We start from the raw sequence: 19983 nt of genomic DNA, 5'->3' as shown, positions 1-19983 counted from the left end.
ATGCCTGCAATTAAAAACTAAGGTTTACACCCAATACGTAAGAAGATGTAAGTGGGTAATAATTATTTTGATTCAACTCTGGGTCAAGACCCGGATATTTGGTAATTGTCCAAGGATTTTGAACATCAAAGGAAATTCGAGCACCTTTTACAACCTTTTGATTCTGCAACCATGCCGAAGGGAAAGAATATCCTAAAGTGACATTTCTTAACCTTAAGAAACTTGCATTCATCATCCAGTAATCTGAGTTGTTTTGATAATTGGCATATCTAGAATCAGATAAACCTGTTGGGAAATCCGCATCTGTATTATCAAATGACCATCTCTCTAAGCTAATTGGCATGGTATTCCAATCGAAAGAGCCCATGTTTGCTGCTAAACTAGCAATACGGAAAGATCTGTTAGGTCCATATGGACTCCATGCTTTCAGGATAGCTCCTGAGAAAAATACATTCAAGTCAAAATTCTTGAAAGTGAATGTATTTCCAAAACCAAAGTTGAACTTAGGATCTAAATTGGCAATCAAGGTTTGATCTGCCGCATTGATGATTCCATCAGGTCCTGCAAGATTTCCTTGGTCATCATAACTCGCACGGTCATTTAGAATTAAGCTTCCTGGTAATAAATTAGGCATATGTGCAGGAGCAGCTCCTTCTCCTCTGAAGATTCCATTCGAAATATATCCAAAGGCAGGGTTATAAAGTGCGTCTTTACCTGTAGCTGCCTTATATCTTTCTAATGTTGCCAAAGTCTGTGGAGCACGCTCTGTCCAATAACTCAAATAATGTGAGAAATTAATACTCGTCGACCATGTAAATCCGTTATTGCCGGACTGATCAACAACATTTTTAGTTTGAAGGGAAATATCATATCCATCGGTACGAGTTTTACCAGCATTGACGGTCTGAAGTCCAACTTCATAAGGTGAAGGCGTTACCACATTAAACAATAAACCGTTTATTGTCTTGGTATACACATCCACTGATCCTGAGATACGGTCGTTAAACAATCCAAAATCAAGACCTGCGTTCAATTCTTTGGCAGTTTCCCAACTTAAATCAGGATTAGCTAACCTACTAATACCAAATCCTGTTGCTGGATTGGTCCCGTCTCCAAATAAATAGCTATAATAATAGTTACTATTTCCCTCGCGAAAATAATTCAAGTAAGCCATTTGAGCAGCACTTGCAATATCTGAGTTTCCAGTTTCACCATATGAAAGACGAAGTTTCAAGAAGTTAACAGGTCCTTCTGAATCTTTGATAAAGCTCTCTTCTGAAATCAACCAGTTCAAAGCCACCCCAGGGAAATAACCCCATTTCTTGTTATCAGCAAAGTTTGACGCACCGTCTCTACGCAAGGATGCCTGTAAAGTATATCTATCTTTATAAGTATAGATTCCACGGATAAAGTAGGATGCAATAGTCTTTTCACTTGAACCTGATCCAACAGAAGGTTTCGGACTTTGGCCTACACCTAGATTATGATAAAGAAATGCATCCGTAGGGAAGTTTTGATTCCCTGCACTCATAAATCTCGTTTTAAACTGGTTGTAGGAATAACCGAACACCCCATTGATTTGATGATCAGATCCAAATCGCTTATTATAAGCTAAGGTATATTCTAGCAATTTGATTCCAGCATCATTTTTTGACACATTACCAATACCGCCAGAACGCTCTCCTAATAAATATGTTCTCGGAAGATAAACATCCCGGCCACTTGTAGAACGGTCATAACTGTACATCCCTTTAGCTGTTAATCCATCAATTATTTCCCAAGACAAGTAAGCGTTGGTTAATAAACGAAATGTATTCAAATCATTAGTAACATCTTGATAAGATAGAGGATTTGGAAGATTTGGATATCTAGGATTTATTGGATAAGTACCATCAGGATTTTGAAGTGGTAAATTAGCTGGATGATATAAAGCCGCAGTTAAAACTCCTCCTGCTTCGTTAGCACCTCCAGTACCTGTTGCCAATATTTTTCCATCCGACATGGTAGCACTGATTCCGGTTTTAATCTTATCTGTAATGTTTTGATCGAAATTAGCTCTAAAGTTATAGCGCTTCATTCCACTCGCAATCAACACACCCTTCTGATCAAAATAGTTACCAGAAACAAAGTATTTAGTGTTTTCAGATCCTCCGGAAAGAGATACGTTGTGTTGCGTGGTATAACCATTTCTATGAACAGCTTCCATTGCATTTGGCAACATCGCTGTATTCGCAATTTCATCTGTAGTAAAACGCGGTTTATATGGCGTAAGCGTTGAACCATCAACAGTTCCATAAAATGGTCCCACTTTATTATTCTGCATCCATCTCTCCAAACCAATTTTATTCACCTGTTCCATATAGGTTCTAGTATCTAGAACCTCATACATTTTATCAGCTTGTTGGAAACCATATGTCCCAGTATAATCAATCTTAGGAATTCCGGCTTTACCTCTTTTAGTGGTAATCAAAACAACACCAGCTCCTGCCCTAGCACCATATATGGACGCTGAAGCCGCATCCTTTAACAACTCAATGGATTCAATATCATTGGAATTGATAAAGTTCAATGGACTCACATCCTGATTACCCTGTGTTGATACAGGTGATCCTGGAATGGATGCTCCACCATTTACAGGAACTCCATCCACAACATACAATACGCCAGCACTGGCATTTGACGGGTTATTTCTAATTCTCACTGACGCATTAGCACCCGGCTGACCCGTTGCTTGCATCACCTGAACCCCAGCAGCTTTACCTTGTAAGCCCTGCGTAAAGTTGGAAGTTGTGGAAACCGCAGCAAGGTCTGAACCTTTTACTGTAGAAACCGCACCTGAAACATTTTTACGGTTAACGGCCCCATAACCAATCACAACCAATTCTTCAATAGCTTCTGAAGATTCATGTAATACGATATTCTGCAAAGTAGCTGTTGAACTTACTGGAATCTCAAGGGTTTCATAGCCTAAAGACTTAATGACCAAGACATCTCCAGGGTTCACATCAATAGTAAACTTTCCTTCAGCATCTGTAGATGTTCCTCGGGTAGTACCTTTCACTGTAACTGTAACACCGGCCAGCACTTTCCCTTGACTATCTTTAATTGCACCATTTACAGGATCGAAAGTCTTTGCAGATTGATCTCGCTGAATAGAAATTGTTTTTCCCTTAATCGTATACTTAAAAGGAATATTCTTAAACAATTCATTCAAGGTTTCTGAATTCGACTTGTTGGCCATATCGAACTGCTTTACCCAAACATCTTTTATTTCAGATGTTTTGTAAAAGAAAACATAACCTGTTTTCTTTTCAACAGATTTCAACATTTTCTCAAGTTCAATCGAAGGAGCCGAAGAAACAACTGTCTGCGTATTGACATTCGCATAAGTTTCTTGCACAGATGCACCTACAAGAATAAAGGAACACTGAATGGCGAACAAAAGGTTAGACTTGCGCTTCCAGAATTGATGAGATTCCTTCAAAGAACCGCATTTTCTAATTGATAATTTGGTCATTTTAGTTATTATGATTTATAATTTATTTATTATTCAGACTAAGAATCATCGGGGATCCTTAACCTTAATGGTTATTCAACAATTCGAATTTTATGGCTTGAAATAACTTTATATTTCAAATTGGTTCCTCCCAAAATCTCCAAGACTTGATTCAAAGTCAGATCCTTACCTATCTTTCCAGAATATTTCTCAGATTTTATAGAGTCTGGGAATTCCACCTCGAAATTATACCATCGACCCAATTCGGTCATGACATCCTTCAAATCCGCATTATTAAAGCTGAAGAAGTTCTCTTTCCAGGCTATATGATCATCCGGATTATCAAGTAGGCTAACAGTTATATTTCCATTTTTTGCAGCAAAAGCGACTTCTCCCGGTTTCAAAATCCGATTTGAAGTACCATTGACCACCTTCACTTTTCCCTCATATAGTGAAGTGTAAATCCCATTATTTTCTGGGTAGTTCCGAACATTAAAATGGGTCCCCAATACCTCTACTTCAGAATCTTGGTTTTCAAATTTTACTCGAAATGGTTTATTAGGATTTGAAGCCACTTCAAAGTATGCCTCACCAATCAAATAAACCTCCCTTACTCCGGAACCAAATTGAATAGGATATCTCAATTTACTTCCTGAATTCAACCAAATGGAGGTCCCATCACTCAGGTTTACTTTAAATTTCTTGCCTTTTGGAGTTTCTATTTCTTGATACACCAAAACATCCGTGGCTTTGTCCTGAATAATGGAATAAGTAGCAGCACTCCGATTCACTTGGATTCTTACATTTTCGATTTCATTGATCGTGGATTTACCCTCAGGCAATGAACCCAAATCCAATATCTTCCCACTTTCCAGTTTCAGAATACCACCATCTGTGCCTGGTTGAAAATCTTTGACAACAAAGTTTTCTTCTATTTCAGGAACCGATGATTTATGCTGTTTATAGAAGTAAATTGGGATAATGGCCATTATGATAATGGCAGCAGCAATTGAAAACCACTTGTAATAGCTTCTTTCCTTGAAAACAATTGGCGGCAATTCCCTCTGGGAAACTTTATCAATTTCAAATATCTCATTAAGGCTATCATGAAATTTCTCCTCAGAAAATGACAAACCTGAAGAAGATTCAGAAAGTTCATGCATTAACAACTGCAACTTTTCTTCAACTAAAGATGGATTCTGAGACAGTAATTCCTCAAATTCAACCCATTCTTCTGCTGTCAAGCAATCATGGTAATACCCCTTAATTAAATAATAAGCTCTGGTTTCTTGCATGGTTAGTAATAATTGAACCCCTATTCGAGGAGCTTCATATAGTAATGAATACAGTTTTGGGGACTACTACTATTCAAAGTGAAAAAATATTTAAATTATTTTCAGTGTGACCAATAATAGCAAGGTGATTTGGAAGTTTTGACTCTCTAAAGATTTTCGAATATCTTTTAAAGCTGAGGTCAGGGTATTGTATACCGTATTAGGAGAAATATTTAATACAGCAGCTATCTCAGAGGCAGAAAGCCCTTTTTCTCTACTCAAAAGATAAACTTCTCGCCTACGTTCAGGCATATTCATGATGGTTTCTTGAACCAATTGTTTTATTTCATAAAGCTCTGTAAATCTTGGATTTTCAAATCCCTGCAGATCTTTATTATCGTAAAGAGCTTTTAAATTATTTGCTTTTGTTTTTTGCTTTACTTCTTTGCGGATGAAAGTTAGACTTTCCGTGCTGACCACTTTAAAAATCCAAGCTTCAAAGTTTTCAATCTCCGATAATCGATCTCGATTAATCCATACTCTTAAAAATGCTTCTTGCAAAATATCCGAAGCATGACCTTCATTGGATTTATAAATCCTGGTCAAATAAGCGTTCAGTTTAATAAAATAACGACGATAAAGTTCTGTGAAAGCACTTTCTTTACCGTTCGAAATCTCAATTAACAAACTCTTATCATCAATATTTTTCATCTAAGAGGACAGGAACAAATAGTTGTGAAAAATGGAAACAATTCAATAGTCAGGTAAAAATAATTAATATTGGAATAAATATTTTCCTGTTATCGCTTGTGAATATACATTTATTAATGCTCCAAATTGAATAAATTATTGTAAAAAATTCAAATAAGAACTAAAATGAAAGTTTAACCACAGTTCGTTCCGCTTTTTAACTATTATTTTATTGCCTATTAAAATTATTGCCGAATAGAAACGTATTAAGAAGTTTTTCTATAATTCCATATCGCCAATCCATTCAATAAAATCGCAAAGCCAATTATGATTAAGAAATGCTGTTGGATGTCGGCAAAATCACTACCTTTTAAAACTATCATCCGAACCACTTCTATAAAATAGGTCATAGGGATAAACCTAGCAATAATATAAGCCCATTCCGGCATACTGTCAATGGAAGTAAACAGCCCACTCATCAACATAAATATCATGATGAAAAAGAAGGCCACTGACATAGCTTGTTGCTGTGTTTCAGAAATTGTTGAAATAAGTAAACCTAATCCCAATACGGCGATCAGATAAATTGATAGATAGGCATACAACCATAGTAAATTACCGACTGGTACAATTCCGTAGATGAAACGGCCTACTACAAATAAACCTACAGTAAATATAAACAACCCAATTATCCAAAATGGAATTAATTTTCCAAGGATAAACTGATATTTTTTGATCGGAGTCACATTGATTTGTTCAATGGTACCCACCTCCTTTTCCTTCACAATATTTAAGGCACACATATAGGAACAAACCATGGTAACCAAGGCCACCAAAATTCCAGGAACCATAAATTTATTATAAATCAGATATGGATTAAACCAATTGGAAGAGGTAATATCAATTAATGAAGTCCCTGATTCCCCTTGCTGATTCAACCATTTCGTCCGGATATCAGCATTAAAATCCTTGATGATTCGACTTAAATAACTAGAACCCAATCCAGCTTTAACTCCATTGATAGCATTTGCTGCCACAAATAGTTCTGCGTTCTTTTCTTTTACAAGGTCCCTTTCAAAGTGAGCCGGAATTTCTAAAACCAAATCAGCTTTATCCTGCTCAATTTGCTTTAAACCTTCTTTAAATGATTGTCCATAGTCGGTCAATCGAAAATAACCCGAAGCAGTTAACTTTGAAATCAACACCTGTGAATATGGGGAATGATCATGGTCAATGACTGACACATTGATATTCTTAACCTCAAAATCTGCAGCCAATGGCAAGATGATCAATTGCATGATCGGTGCAATAAAAATTAAAGGTAGCAAAGCTTTATTTCTAAAGATCTGCTTGAATTCTTTTTTTAATAAAAACATTATTAATTTCATTCCAACCTGGTTTTAAAATTCTTTAAACTTAAGAACAGTAACAAAACAGTCATTCCAACCAATATCAAAGTCTCCTTCCAAACTGCTGCAATCCCCAATCCCTTCAACATAATAGATTTCACAATAATGTAATACCATTTCGATGGTACAATATTCGAAATCAGTTGCAATGGCAGCGGCATATTCTCTACTGGAAACATAAAACCAGTGAACAACAAGATTGGTAACATCATCCCCATCATTGAAATCAGCATGGCTGCTTGCTGTGATTTGGTAACATTGGAGATCAATAAACCCACCGATAAAGCACAGATAATCAAAAGAGCACTTTCCGCAATCAATAAGAGTAAACTTCCGTGAATCGGCATCCCCAATAAAGTCACCGCCATGATTAGAATAACTGCTAGATTTATTAAGGAAAGAATAAAATAAGGAAGTGCTTTCGATACGATCACTAAAAAAGGATTGAAGGGTGAAACCAATAGGATTTCCATGGTCCCCATTTCTTTCTCCTTCACAATGGATACTGCAGTCATCAACACACATACCAACATCAACACCAACGCCATAATCCCAGGCACAAAGTTCGTTGCTCCTTTTAATTCTGGATTATACAACATCCTTAGTTCCGTATTTATGGAGTAAGGCTGACTTTGGTTTTGCATCATCTCATTTTGATAATCCATTATGATGGAGTTCGCATAATTTTGAAGCGTACTAGCCGTATTCGGATCTGATCCATCCGATATAACCTGAATCTGAGCCTTCTTGAGATGCATCAAATCTTCATTAAAATTCACCGGAAAAATAATGGCCAACTTGATATTCTCACGCTGAAAGGACTCCTCTATCTGCTGATGATTCATCAAGGATTTTGTCAATTCAAAGTTTGGATTCGCTTCAAATTTCCTTGTAATTTCCATGCTTGCAACATCCTTCGCATAGTCGCAGATTACTATTTTGGCATTTTTAACCTCATTAGTCAAAGCAAATCCGAAGAGGAAAATCTGAACAATGGGCAAACCAAAAAGCATCAACAGGGTTTTTCTATCCCGAAAAACATGATAGAACTCCTTTCTTACAAAAGACATAAACTGCTTCATTTAATCTCCTTTCCTTTTTGCTCCACGTGCTAGATCATAAAATACCTCATCCATCGTTTCAACGCCGAACTGCTTTTTTAAATTAATCGGACTATCCAAAGCCTTGATTTCCCCATCAACCATCATGGAAATCCGATTACAATATTCCGCTTCATCCATATAATGCGTCGTCACAAAAACCGTAATTCCATTTGCCGAAGCCGCATAGATCAAGTCCCAAAACTGTCGTCTCGTCACTGGATCAACACCTCCGGTCGGTTCATCGAGAAACACTATCTTAGGATTATGGATGATAGCGACTGAAAATGCCAACTTCTGTTTCCAGCCCAATGGCAATGAACCCACTAATTTCTTAGCTTCACTTTCCAGCCCCAATGTCTGAAGTAACTCCGCTTTTTTCGTCTTCAACTCCTTATTGCTCAAGCCATAAATCCCTGCGAAAAAATCAATATTTTCATTCACCGTTAAATCCTCATACAAGGAGAATTTCTGACTCATATAACCAATATTCTTCTTGATTTCTTCCGTCTGCTTATAAATATCAAAGCCTGCAATACTCGCCTCCCCAGAACTTGGTTTCGATAATCCACATAGCATTTTCATCGCAGTAGTCTTACCAGCACCGTTCGCCCCTAAAAAGCCAAAAATCTCTCCCTTATAAACTTCAAAGCTAATGGCATTCGTAGCTATAAAATCCCCAAACTTCTTCGTCAATTTATCCGTTTTGATAACTATTTCTCGATCCATATCAATTCATCAGTTGGATAAAACAATCTTCAATATTGGGTTGTATCTTCTTGATTTCAACGCCTTTTTGCCCCACTTCTTCCAATGACTTCAACAAATCATCAGTTTGATTCTCATTCATTTCATTGAAACTGATATGATGATACTCCCCAAATGCATTACAAGTTTTAATCATTGGATTTTTTCGAAGATCCAATAATAATTTCCCCATATCATTAGATTTAATGGCATATAATGGATCAGGATATTGCTTGATGATTTCATCCGGCGTTTCGACACTCAATATTTTCCCATTTTGTATCAATGCAATCCTTTCACATAAGGTCGCTTCATCCATATAAGGGGTGGAAACCAAAATGGTAATCCCCTGTTCCTTCAACCTGGATAGCATGTCCCAAAATTCCTTCCGAGATACCACATCTACGCCGGTTGTAGGTTCATCCAAAAAAAGAATCTCAGGCTTATGGATCAATGCACAACATAAAGCCAACTTCTGCTTCATTCCCCCAGATAGTTTCCCCGCCCTTCGATCCTTGAAAGGTTCAATCTGCACATAAATATCCTTGATCAAATCATAATTCTCCTCGATGCTCGTATCAAAAACGGATGCAAAGAAATTTAAATTCTCCTCCACTGTCAGGTCTTGGTACAGCGAAAACTTCCCCGGCATATAACCAACCATCTTCCGGATTTTTTTATAGTCCTTCACCACATCCAATCCTCCAACACTGACATTCCCTTCATTTGGTAGTAACAAAGTCGTCAACACCCTGAAAATACTGGTCTTCCCGGCACCATCAGGACCAATCAAACCAAATATCTCCCCTTTGTCAACCGAAAAACTAACCCGATCAACTGCCGTCAATGCCCCCTTATTATAGGTTTTTACCAAATCTTGGACTTGAACCATTTCCATGTTTACATGAATTTTATTTCGCCGTACATCCCTATTTTATAACGACCATCATTCTTTACCCTTACCTTGATCGCATATACTTGATTCGCACGCTCATCCTTGGTTTGAATCGTCTTTGGAGTAAATTCTGCCTTGTTATTAATCCAGGTAATGACTCCTTCTGACTCATGATAGCCCTCGTCACCATTATCCGTCAATACTTTTACCTTCTGATTTAACTTCACATTCGGAAGCTGGGACCCAGTAATATAGGCCCTCAGAATCATGGTCGACAGATCAGCAATCTTATATAAAGGTTTTCCCATTCCTGCTGCTTCATTTACTTCTGCATATTTCGTCAACACAGTTCCATTAACCGGATTGATAATTTTTGATTTCTTCAATTGATCATCCAACTGATAGATTTGAACCTCCAAGGGAACAACCTCTTTTCCAATACTTTGATTTGAAATCGACAATGATGATTGTTGAGCGTCCATTTGTTTGGTCAACAATTTGATTTGCGCTTCGATATCATCCAATTGTTTTGGTGTTGCAGCATCGCCAGCAATCAAATTTTGAGTCCTTATTTTCTCCTGTTCCAGGTGCCTAATTTGTTCTTTCAATGCCGATAATTGCATCGGAATATTGGGTTTTCTACTTAAGCCTGCCCCTACCTGTGCCTCCAACTGACGCTTCTTTAGATAGGTTTGAACCGTATCAATAAAGCCTACTTGCTGCCCTTCCTTCAATTGGTCACCTTCCTCCAGGTTAAACTCTTTGATCGTTCCATTTGCCTCAGCGGATATAATGGTTTCAACAGCTTCAAAACTTCCAGAAGCATCGAAATCATCCTTATTATTTTTGCAAGAACTCAAAAACAGTCCTACCAATAAAACCAAGCTTATATTAATATTTTTCATACTTTATTAGTTGTCAATTGTACCTGAAGTTGTTAGTAAATTATATTGTGCCATCAAAAGTTGGACTTCATGAATCGCCAAACTTTGCTTTGCTTGTTCCACCACATTGACAGCGATGAGGTAATCATTGCTGGTCGCTGTACCATAATTCAATTGATTCAATGTCGAATTCTTTACCTGTTCCCTTAATTCAATAATTTGTTGATCTGTTTTTAATAGCTCCTGAATTTTCAAAACCTCGGTTTCCTGTTGGCTTAAATTCATTTTCGTATTGAATAGAAAGGTCTCCTCCTGCACATCCAGCATCTCTTGATTGGTTTTTACCAAACTCTTCTCATTACGTTGGGTATAGAAAGTATTTAAATTCCAGGCTAACCTCAATCCGGCAATATAAAATCCCTGAGATTTATTACTCAACATATTTAAGGCAGGTTGTCCGACACCTCCCTGAACAAACATGCTGAACTGCGGCAAGGATTTATCATCAATTAATTTATTCTGAACATCAAGCGCCTTTCGCTGTAAGGAAAATAAAGCTTGCTCTGGTCGATTAATCTGATCTGAATAGGTAGGAGACTTTGGAACAATCAATTGAACTTGATCATCCAATTTTTGACCAATCAAAATAGACAGAACATTCAAAAAAGATTTCTTGTTATATTGGACTTCAACGATTCGCTGTTCTGCCTTCAACCTTTCTGCTTGTAAATTACTGGCCGAACTCCGAAGGGCAACCCCATTCTTAACTGCTGTTTCCAATTTATCAATACCACTCTGAAGATCCGCAATACTGATCTTGATTTGGTCCTGCTGCTTATCCAACATCAGAATGGAAAAAAATAAATTATTGATCCGCTCCCTCAACTTATACATCTCAACCTCTACCTTCTGCGTTTCAACAGCCGAACTAGCTTCCAAATTCTCTTTCTGATCCTTAAGGTTTAGCAAACCGGTGATGGACTGTGAAATCTCTGCATATACCTTGTATTGGTTTTTACTTATACTTGGAATTTCCATGTTCGGCAAACTAATTGGAAGAGAGGTGACATCCGATTGATGGGTTGCTTGTCCAGCAATATTCATTTGGGGTAGAATTGCTTTTTCCATATTGTCCATGGAGAAATCCTTGGTTTTTTCAATCAATGAATGTTGTTTGATCATCGGATAATTTAACCGAGCCAACTCATAGCACTCCTCCAATTCCAAAGTTTTCATTTGCTGCCCATATCCCAGATTTACCTTGAATCCGAGCAGAATTCCAATTAATAAAATTTTATAAAAGACATTTAACTTAATCATACATTTTAACATATTGATTTAAACATTTGACCAATTTTACCCACAAAAAAAAGAGTACTATGCCTTTAGCATAGCCTCTATCCAAATCGGAATCAACTTCTTACGCTGATCCATCAATTTGATAAACTCTTCATGATTGACACCTGTTCCATTCATAATCAGTGGTTGAGCAATAAAAGGAAACAAAACCAAACTCAACATATTCATCATAAATTGAATCGGGTTCACATCTTTCAAATTGCCTTTTTGTAGCTCCTCGTTGAACTGACGTACGATAACCGAATTCCCTAGAATCTCCTTGACAGGGATCCTTTCTAGGATATTATTTACATTATGACGAATTTCACTGATAATGAATCCAGGGATTTCTGGCTCCTCTTTGATAGAATCTATATAATGGTCCGCGACGGCACTGACTTTTTGAACTAAACTGGTATCTTCATCATTCAAAACCGGAAACAAGCCTTTGACAAACTCACCCAAGGTCTCAAACATGATAATTTCAAACAGCTTCTCCTTACTCCTGAAATAATAGTTCAACAAGGATAGGTTGATATCAGCCTCCTCCGCAATATCGCGAGTCCGCGTTGCCGCAAATCCCTTCTTATGAAAAACACGACGTGCAGCTTCTTTAATTTTCTCCTCCGTAGAGGTATCACGCTCCTTCTCTGCAATTTTCTTAGCCATATTATTAACCTTGATTTCTCACAAAGTTAACAACAAAATAATATATTGAACAAATATTTTAATCAAATGACCAAATGTTTGTTCAATATATTAGTCTACTATACTAAAATCACTTATTTCTTATGTAAAATCATCCCGTGATCAAACCTTAAACTATCCATATTCTTAAATACCATCATCGAATCGCGCTCCTCTACATCCCCAAATCCTTCAATCAAACCTTCCGGAACAATCCCAAATACAGTCTCCCGTACCGAGCTGACTCCCTCCGACATAAAAGTATATTGACCCACTAACAAGGAGTCCTTGATTAGCCCTCTGAAAACTCCTTCGTTTTTATCCTTCTCCTCAAAATTATAATTCAATGGACCGACTAATGAATCATTCTGGTTTGTTAATTCTAAAACTATGGTATCACCGCTGTCCTCAAAACTATATTTGCCCGCCAACTCCGATGCCGTCCAATCTTTTACTGATTCGGTCGTATGCCCAACCTCAGATTTTGGCTGTGAATTCTGACAAGAACTTAAACTAATTACTAATACGGGAACTGCAAGTAAGGATAATATCTTATTATTCATGATGTCTGCTTTTTTATTGTTATAACAACATAATAATACGTAATGTTTCCGTAAAATCTTGCTAATTGTTCTTTTACAAGCAATTTTCCCTGAATTTATATTCGTAACTTTATATTCTATGAATATTCTAACAAAATCGTTCGAAACGAACTATAATACAGCTCCTTTTTCAAAAATTAATAATCAAGACTATGTCCCAGCATTCAAAGAGGCCATAGCTGAAACCAAAAAAGAAATCGAGCAAATCACCAATAATACTAATCCTGCGACATTCGAAAACACTATAGAAGCACTCTCCTTCTCCGGAATGCAGTTGGATAGAATCTCAAATATTTTCTTCAACCTTCACTCCGCAGAAACAAATGAAGAAATTGAAAAAATCGCCGTTCAAGTAGCGCCCTTACTAGCCGAATTAAGCTCGGATATAACTTTGAATTACGACTTGTTCTTAAAGATAAAAGAAGTATATGACCAAAAGGATAACCTATCATTAAATCCTGAACAAGAAACTTTATTGACCAAATACTATAAAGACTTTGTTCGTAATGGCGCATTGCTTTCCGAAGACAAGAAAAAACAACTACGCGAAATTGACCAGGAAATGTCCGTTCTGAAATTGAACTTTGCTGAACATGTCCTTGCTGATACCAATGCTTATCAATTGCATATCACCAAGAAAGAAGATCTTGACGGTCTTCCTGATGCCATTGTAGAAGCCGCTCATGAACTAGCCAAAGACGAAGGTAAAGAAGGTTGGATATTTACCTTGGATTACCCAAGTTATATTCCCTTCATGACCTATGCTAGCAATCGTGAACTCCGTAAGGAATTAGCAATTGCTGCTGGTAAAAAAGGATTCCAGGATAATGAAAACAACAATGAAGAAATTATCCTAAAAATCGCAAAATTAAGACATCAACGTGCAGCTCTTCTAGGCTATGATTCCCATGCACACTTTAAACTAGAAGAAAGAATGGCTCAAAACCCTCACACGGTAAAGGCTTTTCTAAATGACCTCCTTGCTAAAGGAAAACCAGCTGCACTAAAAGAATTTCAGGAAATCTCTCAATATGCCAAAGAAAAAGATGGAATTGAAAAGCTGGAAAAATGGGATGGCAGCTACTATTCTGAAAAACTTAAACAGGAACGATTTAACCTGGACGATGAAAAACTAAGACCCTATTTCAAATTAGAAAATGTTCTCAATGGTGTCTTTGAAATCGCTCATCGTCTTTACGGATTAAATTTTAAGGAAATCCATAATATCGATAAATACCATCCTGAAGTTCAAACTTATGAAGTAAGTACCGATGAGGGTGAATTGGTAGCTGTATTTTACACCGATTTTTTCCCTAGAAAAGGGAAAAGAAATGGGGCTTGGATGACCTCCTATAAATCACAATTTGTTAAGGATGGCCACAATGAAAGACCGCATGTATCCATCGTCTGCAATTTCACCCGCCCAACAGCGAGCAAACCTTCCCTGTTAACATTCAATGAGGTCACTACCCTATTCCATGAATTTGGACATGCCTTACATGGTATTCTTGCTGATACTACTTACCCTACGCTTTCCGGAACATCAGTTTATTGGGATTTTGTAGAATTGCCAAGTCAAATAATGGAAAACTGGTGCTATGAAGAAGATGCCTTAAAGCTCTTTGCTAAACATTATGAAACCGGCGAAACCATTCCTATGGAATACATCCAGAAAATTAAAGATAGTGCATCCTTTTTGGAAGGATTGGCAACAGTCAGACAATTGAGCTTTGGCCTTTTGGATATGGGTTGGCATGGCCAAGATCCTAGTTCTATCGCCAATGTCAAAGATTTTGAAACCAAGCAATTTGAAGAAACAGCCATCTATCCGGATGTCAAGGAAAACGTAATGTCAACCTCCTTCTCCCATATTTTTGATGGCGGATATTCCTCTGGATATTACTCCTATAAATGGGCTGAAGTATTGGATGCTGATGCATTTGATTATTTCAAACAGGAAGGTATTTTCAATAAGGAAGTCGCTCAAAAATTTAAAGAGCATGTTCTTTCCAAAGGCGGAACTGAACATCCAATGAAATTATATAAACAATTCAGAGGTCAGGAACCTTCAGTGGACCCTTTACTAAAACGGGCTGGATTGATTTAACCAAATAAAACATTCTATTTGACCATAAAAAAAGGCTTAGATTATATATCTAAGCCTTTTTGCAATTCTGCCTCAAATACAGAATCTATTTTCCATGTCGTTTTATCTTTTGAAGCTTTAACCGCCAATTGATCGCATCGCTCATTTAAGGGATGCCCCGCATGCCCTTTTACCCAAACCAACTTAATCTGATGAAGTTTGTATACATTCATCAATCGTATCCATAAGTCTTTGTTCTTTTTCCCCTGAAATCCTTTTTTGATCCATCCATAAACCCATTTTTTGTCTATCGCATCGATAACATATTTGGAATCTGAAAAAATAGTCACTTGTTGATTGAGGTTTTTGAGAGCTTCCAAGCCAATAATTACAGCCATTAACTCCATTCGATTGTTGGTCGTTTTCCGAAATCCACCCGAAAATTCCTTCTCTATTAACTTACCTTGAAACTCAGGATTTGAACCTTGGTAAATGGCTCTTAAGATAGTGCCATAGCCTCCAGGACCCGGATTACCACTAGATGCGCCGTCAGTATATAATTCAATCATTGCCGTAAAAATAAGGATTTAATTGAAACTGACCGAGGATTAATACAAGTCCTTCTTATTCAGGTTCTGTAAAAATCTTGTACTTATCCCGTAAGAATTGAATTATCCCAGAAGTAAGGATGACGATCGTTAATCCGATCACACATCCCAATCCCGTAGAAAGGGCTCGGTAAATAGGAGTATAGGTAATCTGCGTATGATGTGGCTCTATCATAATGATCAGCAGGGCAACGATGGCCACTCTTGCCATATTCAAAATCTTAAAACCCCAACATAGAAAAATCGTAACGACAATTCCTACCATAATGGAATATACAGACTTCGGCAATAGCCAAACACAGGCCATCGCGACAACCGAACCAACAAAATTTGATTTGAAACGCTCAATGGATAATCTTTTGGAATCTTTCTCCTCTGGTGATATTACCAAGATAATCGATAATAAGGCCCAAAAAACTTCAAATTGCTTAAATCGCAGATACAGGAGGTAACCAAGGACAAATCCTATCAGACATCGAATAATATAGATCAATAGTGCAGAACTAGTGACCCGCTTAATAAACCTTGTTGCAGAGCTATTGGGATTCATTGTCGCAAAAATACAGCTTATTAAATCATAATAAAAATTAAGGTTCTAAGATTAAATCAAACTGACAATCCTAACAAAAAAAGCACAACCCGCTGGGTTGTGCTTTTGATATATAATATATGTAGTTTTAATAATTATCACGGATTAGAACTTTCGCGTTCTTCACCTTCTCATCCAATAAGGCTAGTTTAACAACCTCACGCATTTCAGTTACATAATGGAAGTTCAAATCTTTGATATAATCTTCCTTAATTTCTAAAATATCCTTCTGATTGGACTTGCTCAGGATGATATCTTTAATATTAGCACGTTTTGCTGCTAAAATTTTCTCCTTGATTCCTCCGACAGGCAATACCTTGCCACGAAGCGTAATCTCCCCAGTCATCGCCAATTTTGGCTTCACTTTATGCTGGGTAAATAAAGATGCCAAAGCCGTCAACATCGTAATACCTGCTGATGGACCATCCTTTGGAGTCGCTCCAGCAGGAACGTGTATATTAACGTCCCATTGGTCGAAAATCTTGAAGTCAATCCCAAATTCATCAGAATGCGAACGTAAGTAAGCCATCGCAATCGCAGCCGACTCCTTCATCACATCCCCTAAATTACCAGTCAAACTTAACTTGCCCTTACCTGGACTTAAACTCGACTCAATAAATAATATATCACCGCCTACAGAAGTCCAAGCTAAACCTGTAACTACCCCAGCAATATCGTTATTCTCATATAAATCCTTATCGAAAATTGGTGGACCTAAAATCTCTTCAATATCATCTGAAGCTAAATTATGATCATATGGCTTCTCCATTACAATCCGAGTAGCAATACCACGAACTATGGAACCTATTTTCTTCTCCAAACCACGAACCCCAGATTCACGAGTATATTCCTCAATAATCTTCTCGATCATTTTAGGCTTCAAGGCAATATCCTTTGCTTGAATACCATGCATCTCCCTTTGTTTAGGTAGTAAATGCTTCTTCGCAATCTCAATCTTCTCTTCTATCGTATAGCCATTAACCTCAATAATCTCCATACGATCCAATAAAGCCGGTTGAACTCCACTTAATGAGTTCGCAGTAGCAATAAACATAACCTTAGAAAGATCATACTCCATCTCTACATAATGATCGTAAAAATGAGTGTTCTGTTCAGGGTCCAATACCTCCAATAAAGCTGAAGAGGGATCTCCTTTAAAATCAGAACCAATCTTATCAATCTCATCCAAAACAAAAACTGGATTTGAAGCTCCCGCTTTTTTCAAAGACTGAACAATACGACCCGGCATCGCTCCTATATAGGTCTTACGATGTCCTCGGATTTCTGCTTCGTCACGGATACCTCCTAAAGCCATACGGGTATATTTTCTACCCAAAGCCTTCGCAATGGATTTCCCCAAGGATGTCTTACCAACCCCCGGAGGACCAACCAAACATAAAATCGGAGCCTTCATATCATTCTTCAACTTTAATACAGCCAAATACTCAATGATACGTTGCTTTACTTTCTCCAAGCCATAATGATCCTTATTCAGGATCTTCTCAGCTCTATTTAAATCAAAATTATCCTTGGTAAATTCACCCCATGGCAAATCCAACAATAATTCCAAATAATTCAATTGAACAGAATAGTCCGCAGCAGCTGGATTGATTCGGGCTAGCTTCTCCAATTCTTTTTGGAAATGCTTACTAACCTCTTCATTCCATTTCTTGGATTTTGCACGTTTCTTCAACTCCTCAATCTCCAAGTCTGGTGTATTACCACCCAGCTCCTCTTGAATCGTCTTCAACTGTTGGCTCAAAAAGTAATCCCTTTGTTGCTTGTCTAAATCAATACGAACCTTATTCTGAATCTGATTCTTCAACTCCAACATCTGAATTTCAGTCGTCAAATGCTCCAACAGCTGTTTAGCGCGTTTCACAAAATCCTTGATCTCCAATAAATCTTGCTTCTGCTCCAATTCTAAAGATAGATTCGAGGAAATAAAATTCACCAAAAAGGTTGGACTCTCAATATTCTTAATCGCAATCCCAGCCTCACTAGGAAGGTTTGGCGATAACTGAATAATCTGTAAGGCCATTTCCTTCACTGAAGAGATCAATGCTTTGAATTCTTTGCTGCTGGTTTTAGGCTTATCCTCAGGGAATTTTTCAACTCTCGCTATTAAATATGGCTCTGTTTGTACCAATTCCTTAAGCTTTACCCTTTGCTTACCTTGAATAATAACAGTAGTGTTACCATCAGGCATTTGAAGGATCTTAATGATATGCGCTACAGTACCAATTTTGTTCAGCTGTTCAAAGGAAGGATCCTCCACCGTCATATCTTTCTGTGATACCACAGCAATTGTACGATCTCCTTTATATGCATCTTTGACCAACTTAATGGACTTATCTCTACCCACAGTAATTGGAATCACAACCCCAGGAAATAATACCGTATTCCGTAATGGTAAAATCGGCAATTGATCCGGAATCTCTGCGTTCCTCATCTCATCCTCATCTTGCTGAGTCAATAATGGAAAGAATTCAGTTTCTTCGTTTATGATAGGTAATGTTTGATTAAAATTGAATGAATCAAATTTGTTCATATGTATATATCCAGCTGCCGACATCTTGTCAGAACGTCAGCAAATTTTTTCTTTAAATTTATTGAACCCTTATAGTACAAGCAGAATGCCAATCATGAAATTTGGTACATTTTATGCTATTATTGATTTGTATCTGTTAAATCGTCAGTAATCAGCACATTCTTTGTCACCTTTGTGTACTCTTTAACAATAAAAACTTACGCAAGTTACAAAATGTGGAAATGTTTATAACTATTGATTGCCAGGTTAAACTATTTAACAGATTTTTACTCTATTAGTAGGAGTATTGTATTTTACTGGAAAACAACATAAAAATTCAGACATGAAATTAAATAATTTGAATACGCAGATGAAGTCGATTAAGATTGGGTTAGCTACGGTTGCATTAGCACTAGCTACAATGGGTGCGCAAGCACAAGAAAAACAACAACACAGCGATCCTAATGTTCGTGCTGGTGAAAAAGCACTTCTAGGTGGCGATTTCAAAACTGCAGCAGCTCAATTCGAAAAAGCATTACCTAATGCTGGAAATGAACCTGAAGTTGTCTATTTATTAGGTTATTCTCAATTCCAAAATGGAGAATACAAAAAAGCAATCGCAAACTTTACGAAAGTAATTTCTTTAGACCCGAAAAATGTTTCTGCTTACTACTATAAAGCGAAAGCAAACAACAACATGGCGGTAAATAAAGAACTTAAGTTAAGTAACCAAGAACGCGAAGGACTGTTGAAATCAGCAACTGCTGACTATACAAAAGCTATCTCAATCAATGCAACGGATGCAAAATTATACCAAAACCGTGCTATTGCTTACCGTGACCTAGGAATCTTGACTGGTACTAAAGGGGCTGCAAACTATAACAAAGCAACAGCTACTGATGCTTACAACAAAGCAATTACTGACTATGAGAAAGTATTAACGTATGATGCTTCTCGTAAAGACATTCAAACTGAAGTGAAAAAAGCTACAGTTTACCGTGATAACCTTAAATAAGGATATCCCTTATACAACAAAAAAGCTCGCTAA

General features: G+C 37.3%; 16 protein-coding genes. 2 read left to right on the top strand and 14 right to left on the bottom strand.

What is annotated here, in order from left to right; genetic code table 11:
* Positions 1 to 10: 10 nt before the first annotated feature.
* From ACF3OC_RS06365 to ACF3OC_RS06315, 11 genes are all read right to left on the bottom strand, one after another.
* Positions 11 to 3517: a TonB-dependent receptor gene (locus ACF3OC_RS06365; RefSeq protein WP_094280451.1), complete on the bottom strand. Its 3507-nt coding sequence runs from the start codon at positions 3515 to 3517 to the stop codon at positions 11 to 13.
* Between the two features lie 71 nt (positions 3518 to 3588).
* Complete coding sequence (locus tag ACF3OC_RS06360) at positions 3589 to 4791, bottom strand: FecR family protein (protein ID WP_094280450.1); 1203 nt, start codon at positions 4789 to 4791, stop codon at positions 3589 to 3591.
* Positions 4792 to 4881: 90 nt separating this feature from the next.
* On the bottom strand, positions 4882 to 5481 hold the full coding sequence (locus ACF3OC_RS06355) for an RNA polymerase sigma factor (RefSeq protein ID WP_094280449.1): 600 nt from the start codon (positions 5479 to 5481) through the stop codon (positions 4882 to 4884).
* A gap of 245 nt (positions 5482 to 5726) precedes the next feature.
* Positions 5727 to 6848 carry an ABC transporter permease gene (locus tag ACF3OC_RS06350; RefSeq protein ID WP_094280448.1) on the bottom strand — a complete coding sequence of 374 codons (1122 nt, stop codon included), beginning with the start codon at positions 6846 to 6848 and terminating at the stop codon, positions 5727 to 5729.
* Entirely contained in the window at positions 6845 to 7939 is a 1095-nt protein-coding gene (locus tag ACF3OC_RS06345; RefSeq protein WP_229678280.1) for an ABC transporter permease, read from the bottom strand. The genes ACF3OC_RS06350 and ACF3OC_RS06345 overlap by 4 nt, the downstream gene beginning before the upstream one ends.
* A gap of 12 nt (positions 7940 to 7951) precedes the next feature.
* The gene (locus ACF3OC_RS06340) at positions 7952 to 8698 is read right to left on the bottom strand and encodes an ABC transporter ATP-binding protein (RefSeq protein ID WP_094280446.1); all 747 of its coding nucleotides are present in this window, start codon (positions 8696 to 8698) and stop codon (positions 7952 to 7954) included.
* 1 nt (position 8699) lies between these two features.
* Positions 8700 to 9614, bottom strand: coding sequence for an ABC transporter ATP-binding protein (locus ACF3OC_RS06335; protein WP_392471141.1), 915 nt, complete (start codon positions 9612 to 9614; stop codon positions 8700 to 8702).
* A 2-nt stretch (positions 9615 to 9616) separates the two neighbouring features.
* A complete protein-coding gene (locus tag ACF3OC_RS06330; protein WP_094280444.1) occupies positions 9617 to 10516 on the bottom strand; it encodes an HlyD family secretion protein in 900 nt (299 codons plus the stop codon).
* 6 nt (positions 10517 to 10522) lie between these two features.
* On the bottom strand, positions 10523 to 11815 hold the full coding sequence (locus tag ACF3OC_RS06325; RefSeq protein WP_256962517.1) for a TolC family protein: 1293 nt from the start codon (positions 11813 to 11815) through the stop codon (positions 10523 to 10525).
* Positions 11816 to 11872: 57 nt separating this feature from the next.
* Positions 11873 to 12502, bottom strand: a complete 630-nt coding sequence (locus tag ACF3OC_RS06320; protein WP_094280442.1) for a TetR/AcrR family transcriptional regulator — start codon at positions 12500 to 12502, stop codon at positions 11873 to 11875.
* A 113-nt stretch (positions 12503 to 12615) separates the two neighbouring features.
* Positions 12616 to 13083, bottom strand: a complete 468-nt coding sequence (locus tag ACF3OC_RS06315) for a hypothetical protein (RefSeq protein WP_392471138.1) — start codon at positions 13081 to 13083, stop codon at positions 12616 to 12618.
* A gap of 118 nt (positions 13084 to 13201) precedes the next feature.
* On the opposite strand from ACF3OC_RS06315, the gene ACF3OC_RS06310 reads away from it, so the two are divergent.
* Positions 13202 to 15229, top strand: a complete 2028-nt coding sequence (locus tag ACF3OC_RS06310) for a M3 family metallopeptidase (RefSeq protein WP_094280440.1) — start codon at positions 13202 to 13204, stop codon at positions 15227 to 15229.
* Positions 15230 to 15270: 41 nt separating this feature from the next.
* Here the strand turns inward: ACF3OC_RS06310 and rnhA are convergent, their stop codons facing one another.
* The 3 genes from rnhA to lon all read right to left on the bottom strand — a co-directional run bounded on the left by rnhA (position 15271) and on the right by lon (position 18956).
* Positions 15271 to 15777, bottom strand: a complete 507-nt coding sequence (gene rnhA / locus ACF3OC_RS06305; RefSeq protein WP_094256814.1) for a ribonuclease HI — start codon at positions 15775 to 15777, stop codon at positions 15271 to 15273.
* 55 nt (positions 15778 to 15832) lie between these two features.
* A complete protein-coding gene (locus ACF3OC_RS06300; protein WP_094280439.1) occupies positions 15833 to 16366 on the bottom strand; it encodes an aromatic acid exporter family protein in 534 nt (177 codons plus the stop codon).
* A 127-nt stretch (positions 16367 to 16493) separates the two neighbouring features.
* On the bottom strand, positions 16494 to 18956 hold the full coding sequence (gene lon, locus ACF3OC_RS06295) for an endopeptidase La (RefSeq protein ID WP_094280540.1): 2463 nt from the start codon (positions 18954 to 18956) through the stop codon (positions 16494 to 16496).
* A 322-nt stretch (positions 18957 to 19278) separates the two neighbouring features.
* Between lon and ACF3OC_RS06290 the strand changes: the two genes are divergently transcribed.
* Positions 19279 to 19950: a tetratricopeptide repeat protein gene (locus ACF3OC_RS06290; RefSeq protein WP_094280438.1), complete on the top strand. Its 672-nt coding sequence runs from the start codon at positions 19279 to 19281 to the stop codon at positions 19948 to 19950.
* Positions 19951 to 19983: the final 33 nt, after the last annotated feature.

The sequence above is a fragment of the Sphingobacterium cellulitidis genome (assembly GCF_043187465.1).
GTDB lineage: Bacteria > Bacteroidota > Bacteroidia > Sphingobacteriales > Sphingobacteriaceae > Sphingobacterium > Sphingobacterium cellulitidis.
Note: the sequence above shows the minus strand (reverse complement) of the source record. Positions and strands in the feature narration are given on the sequence as shown.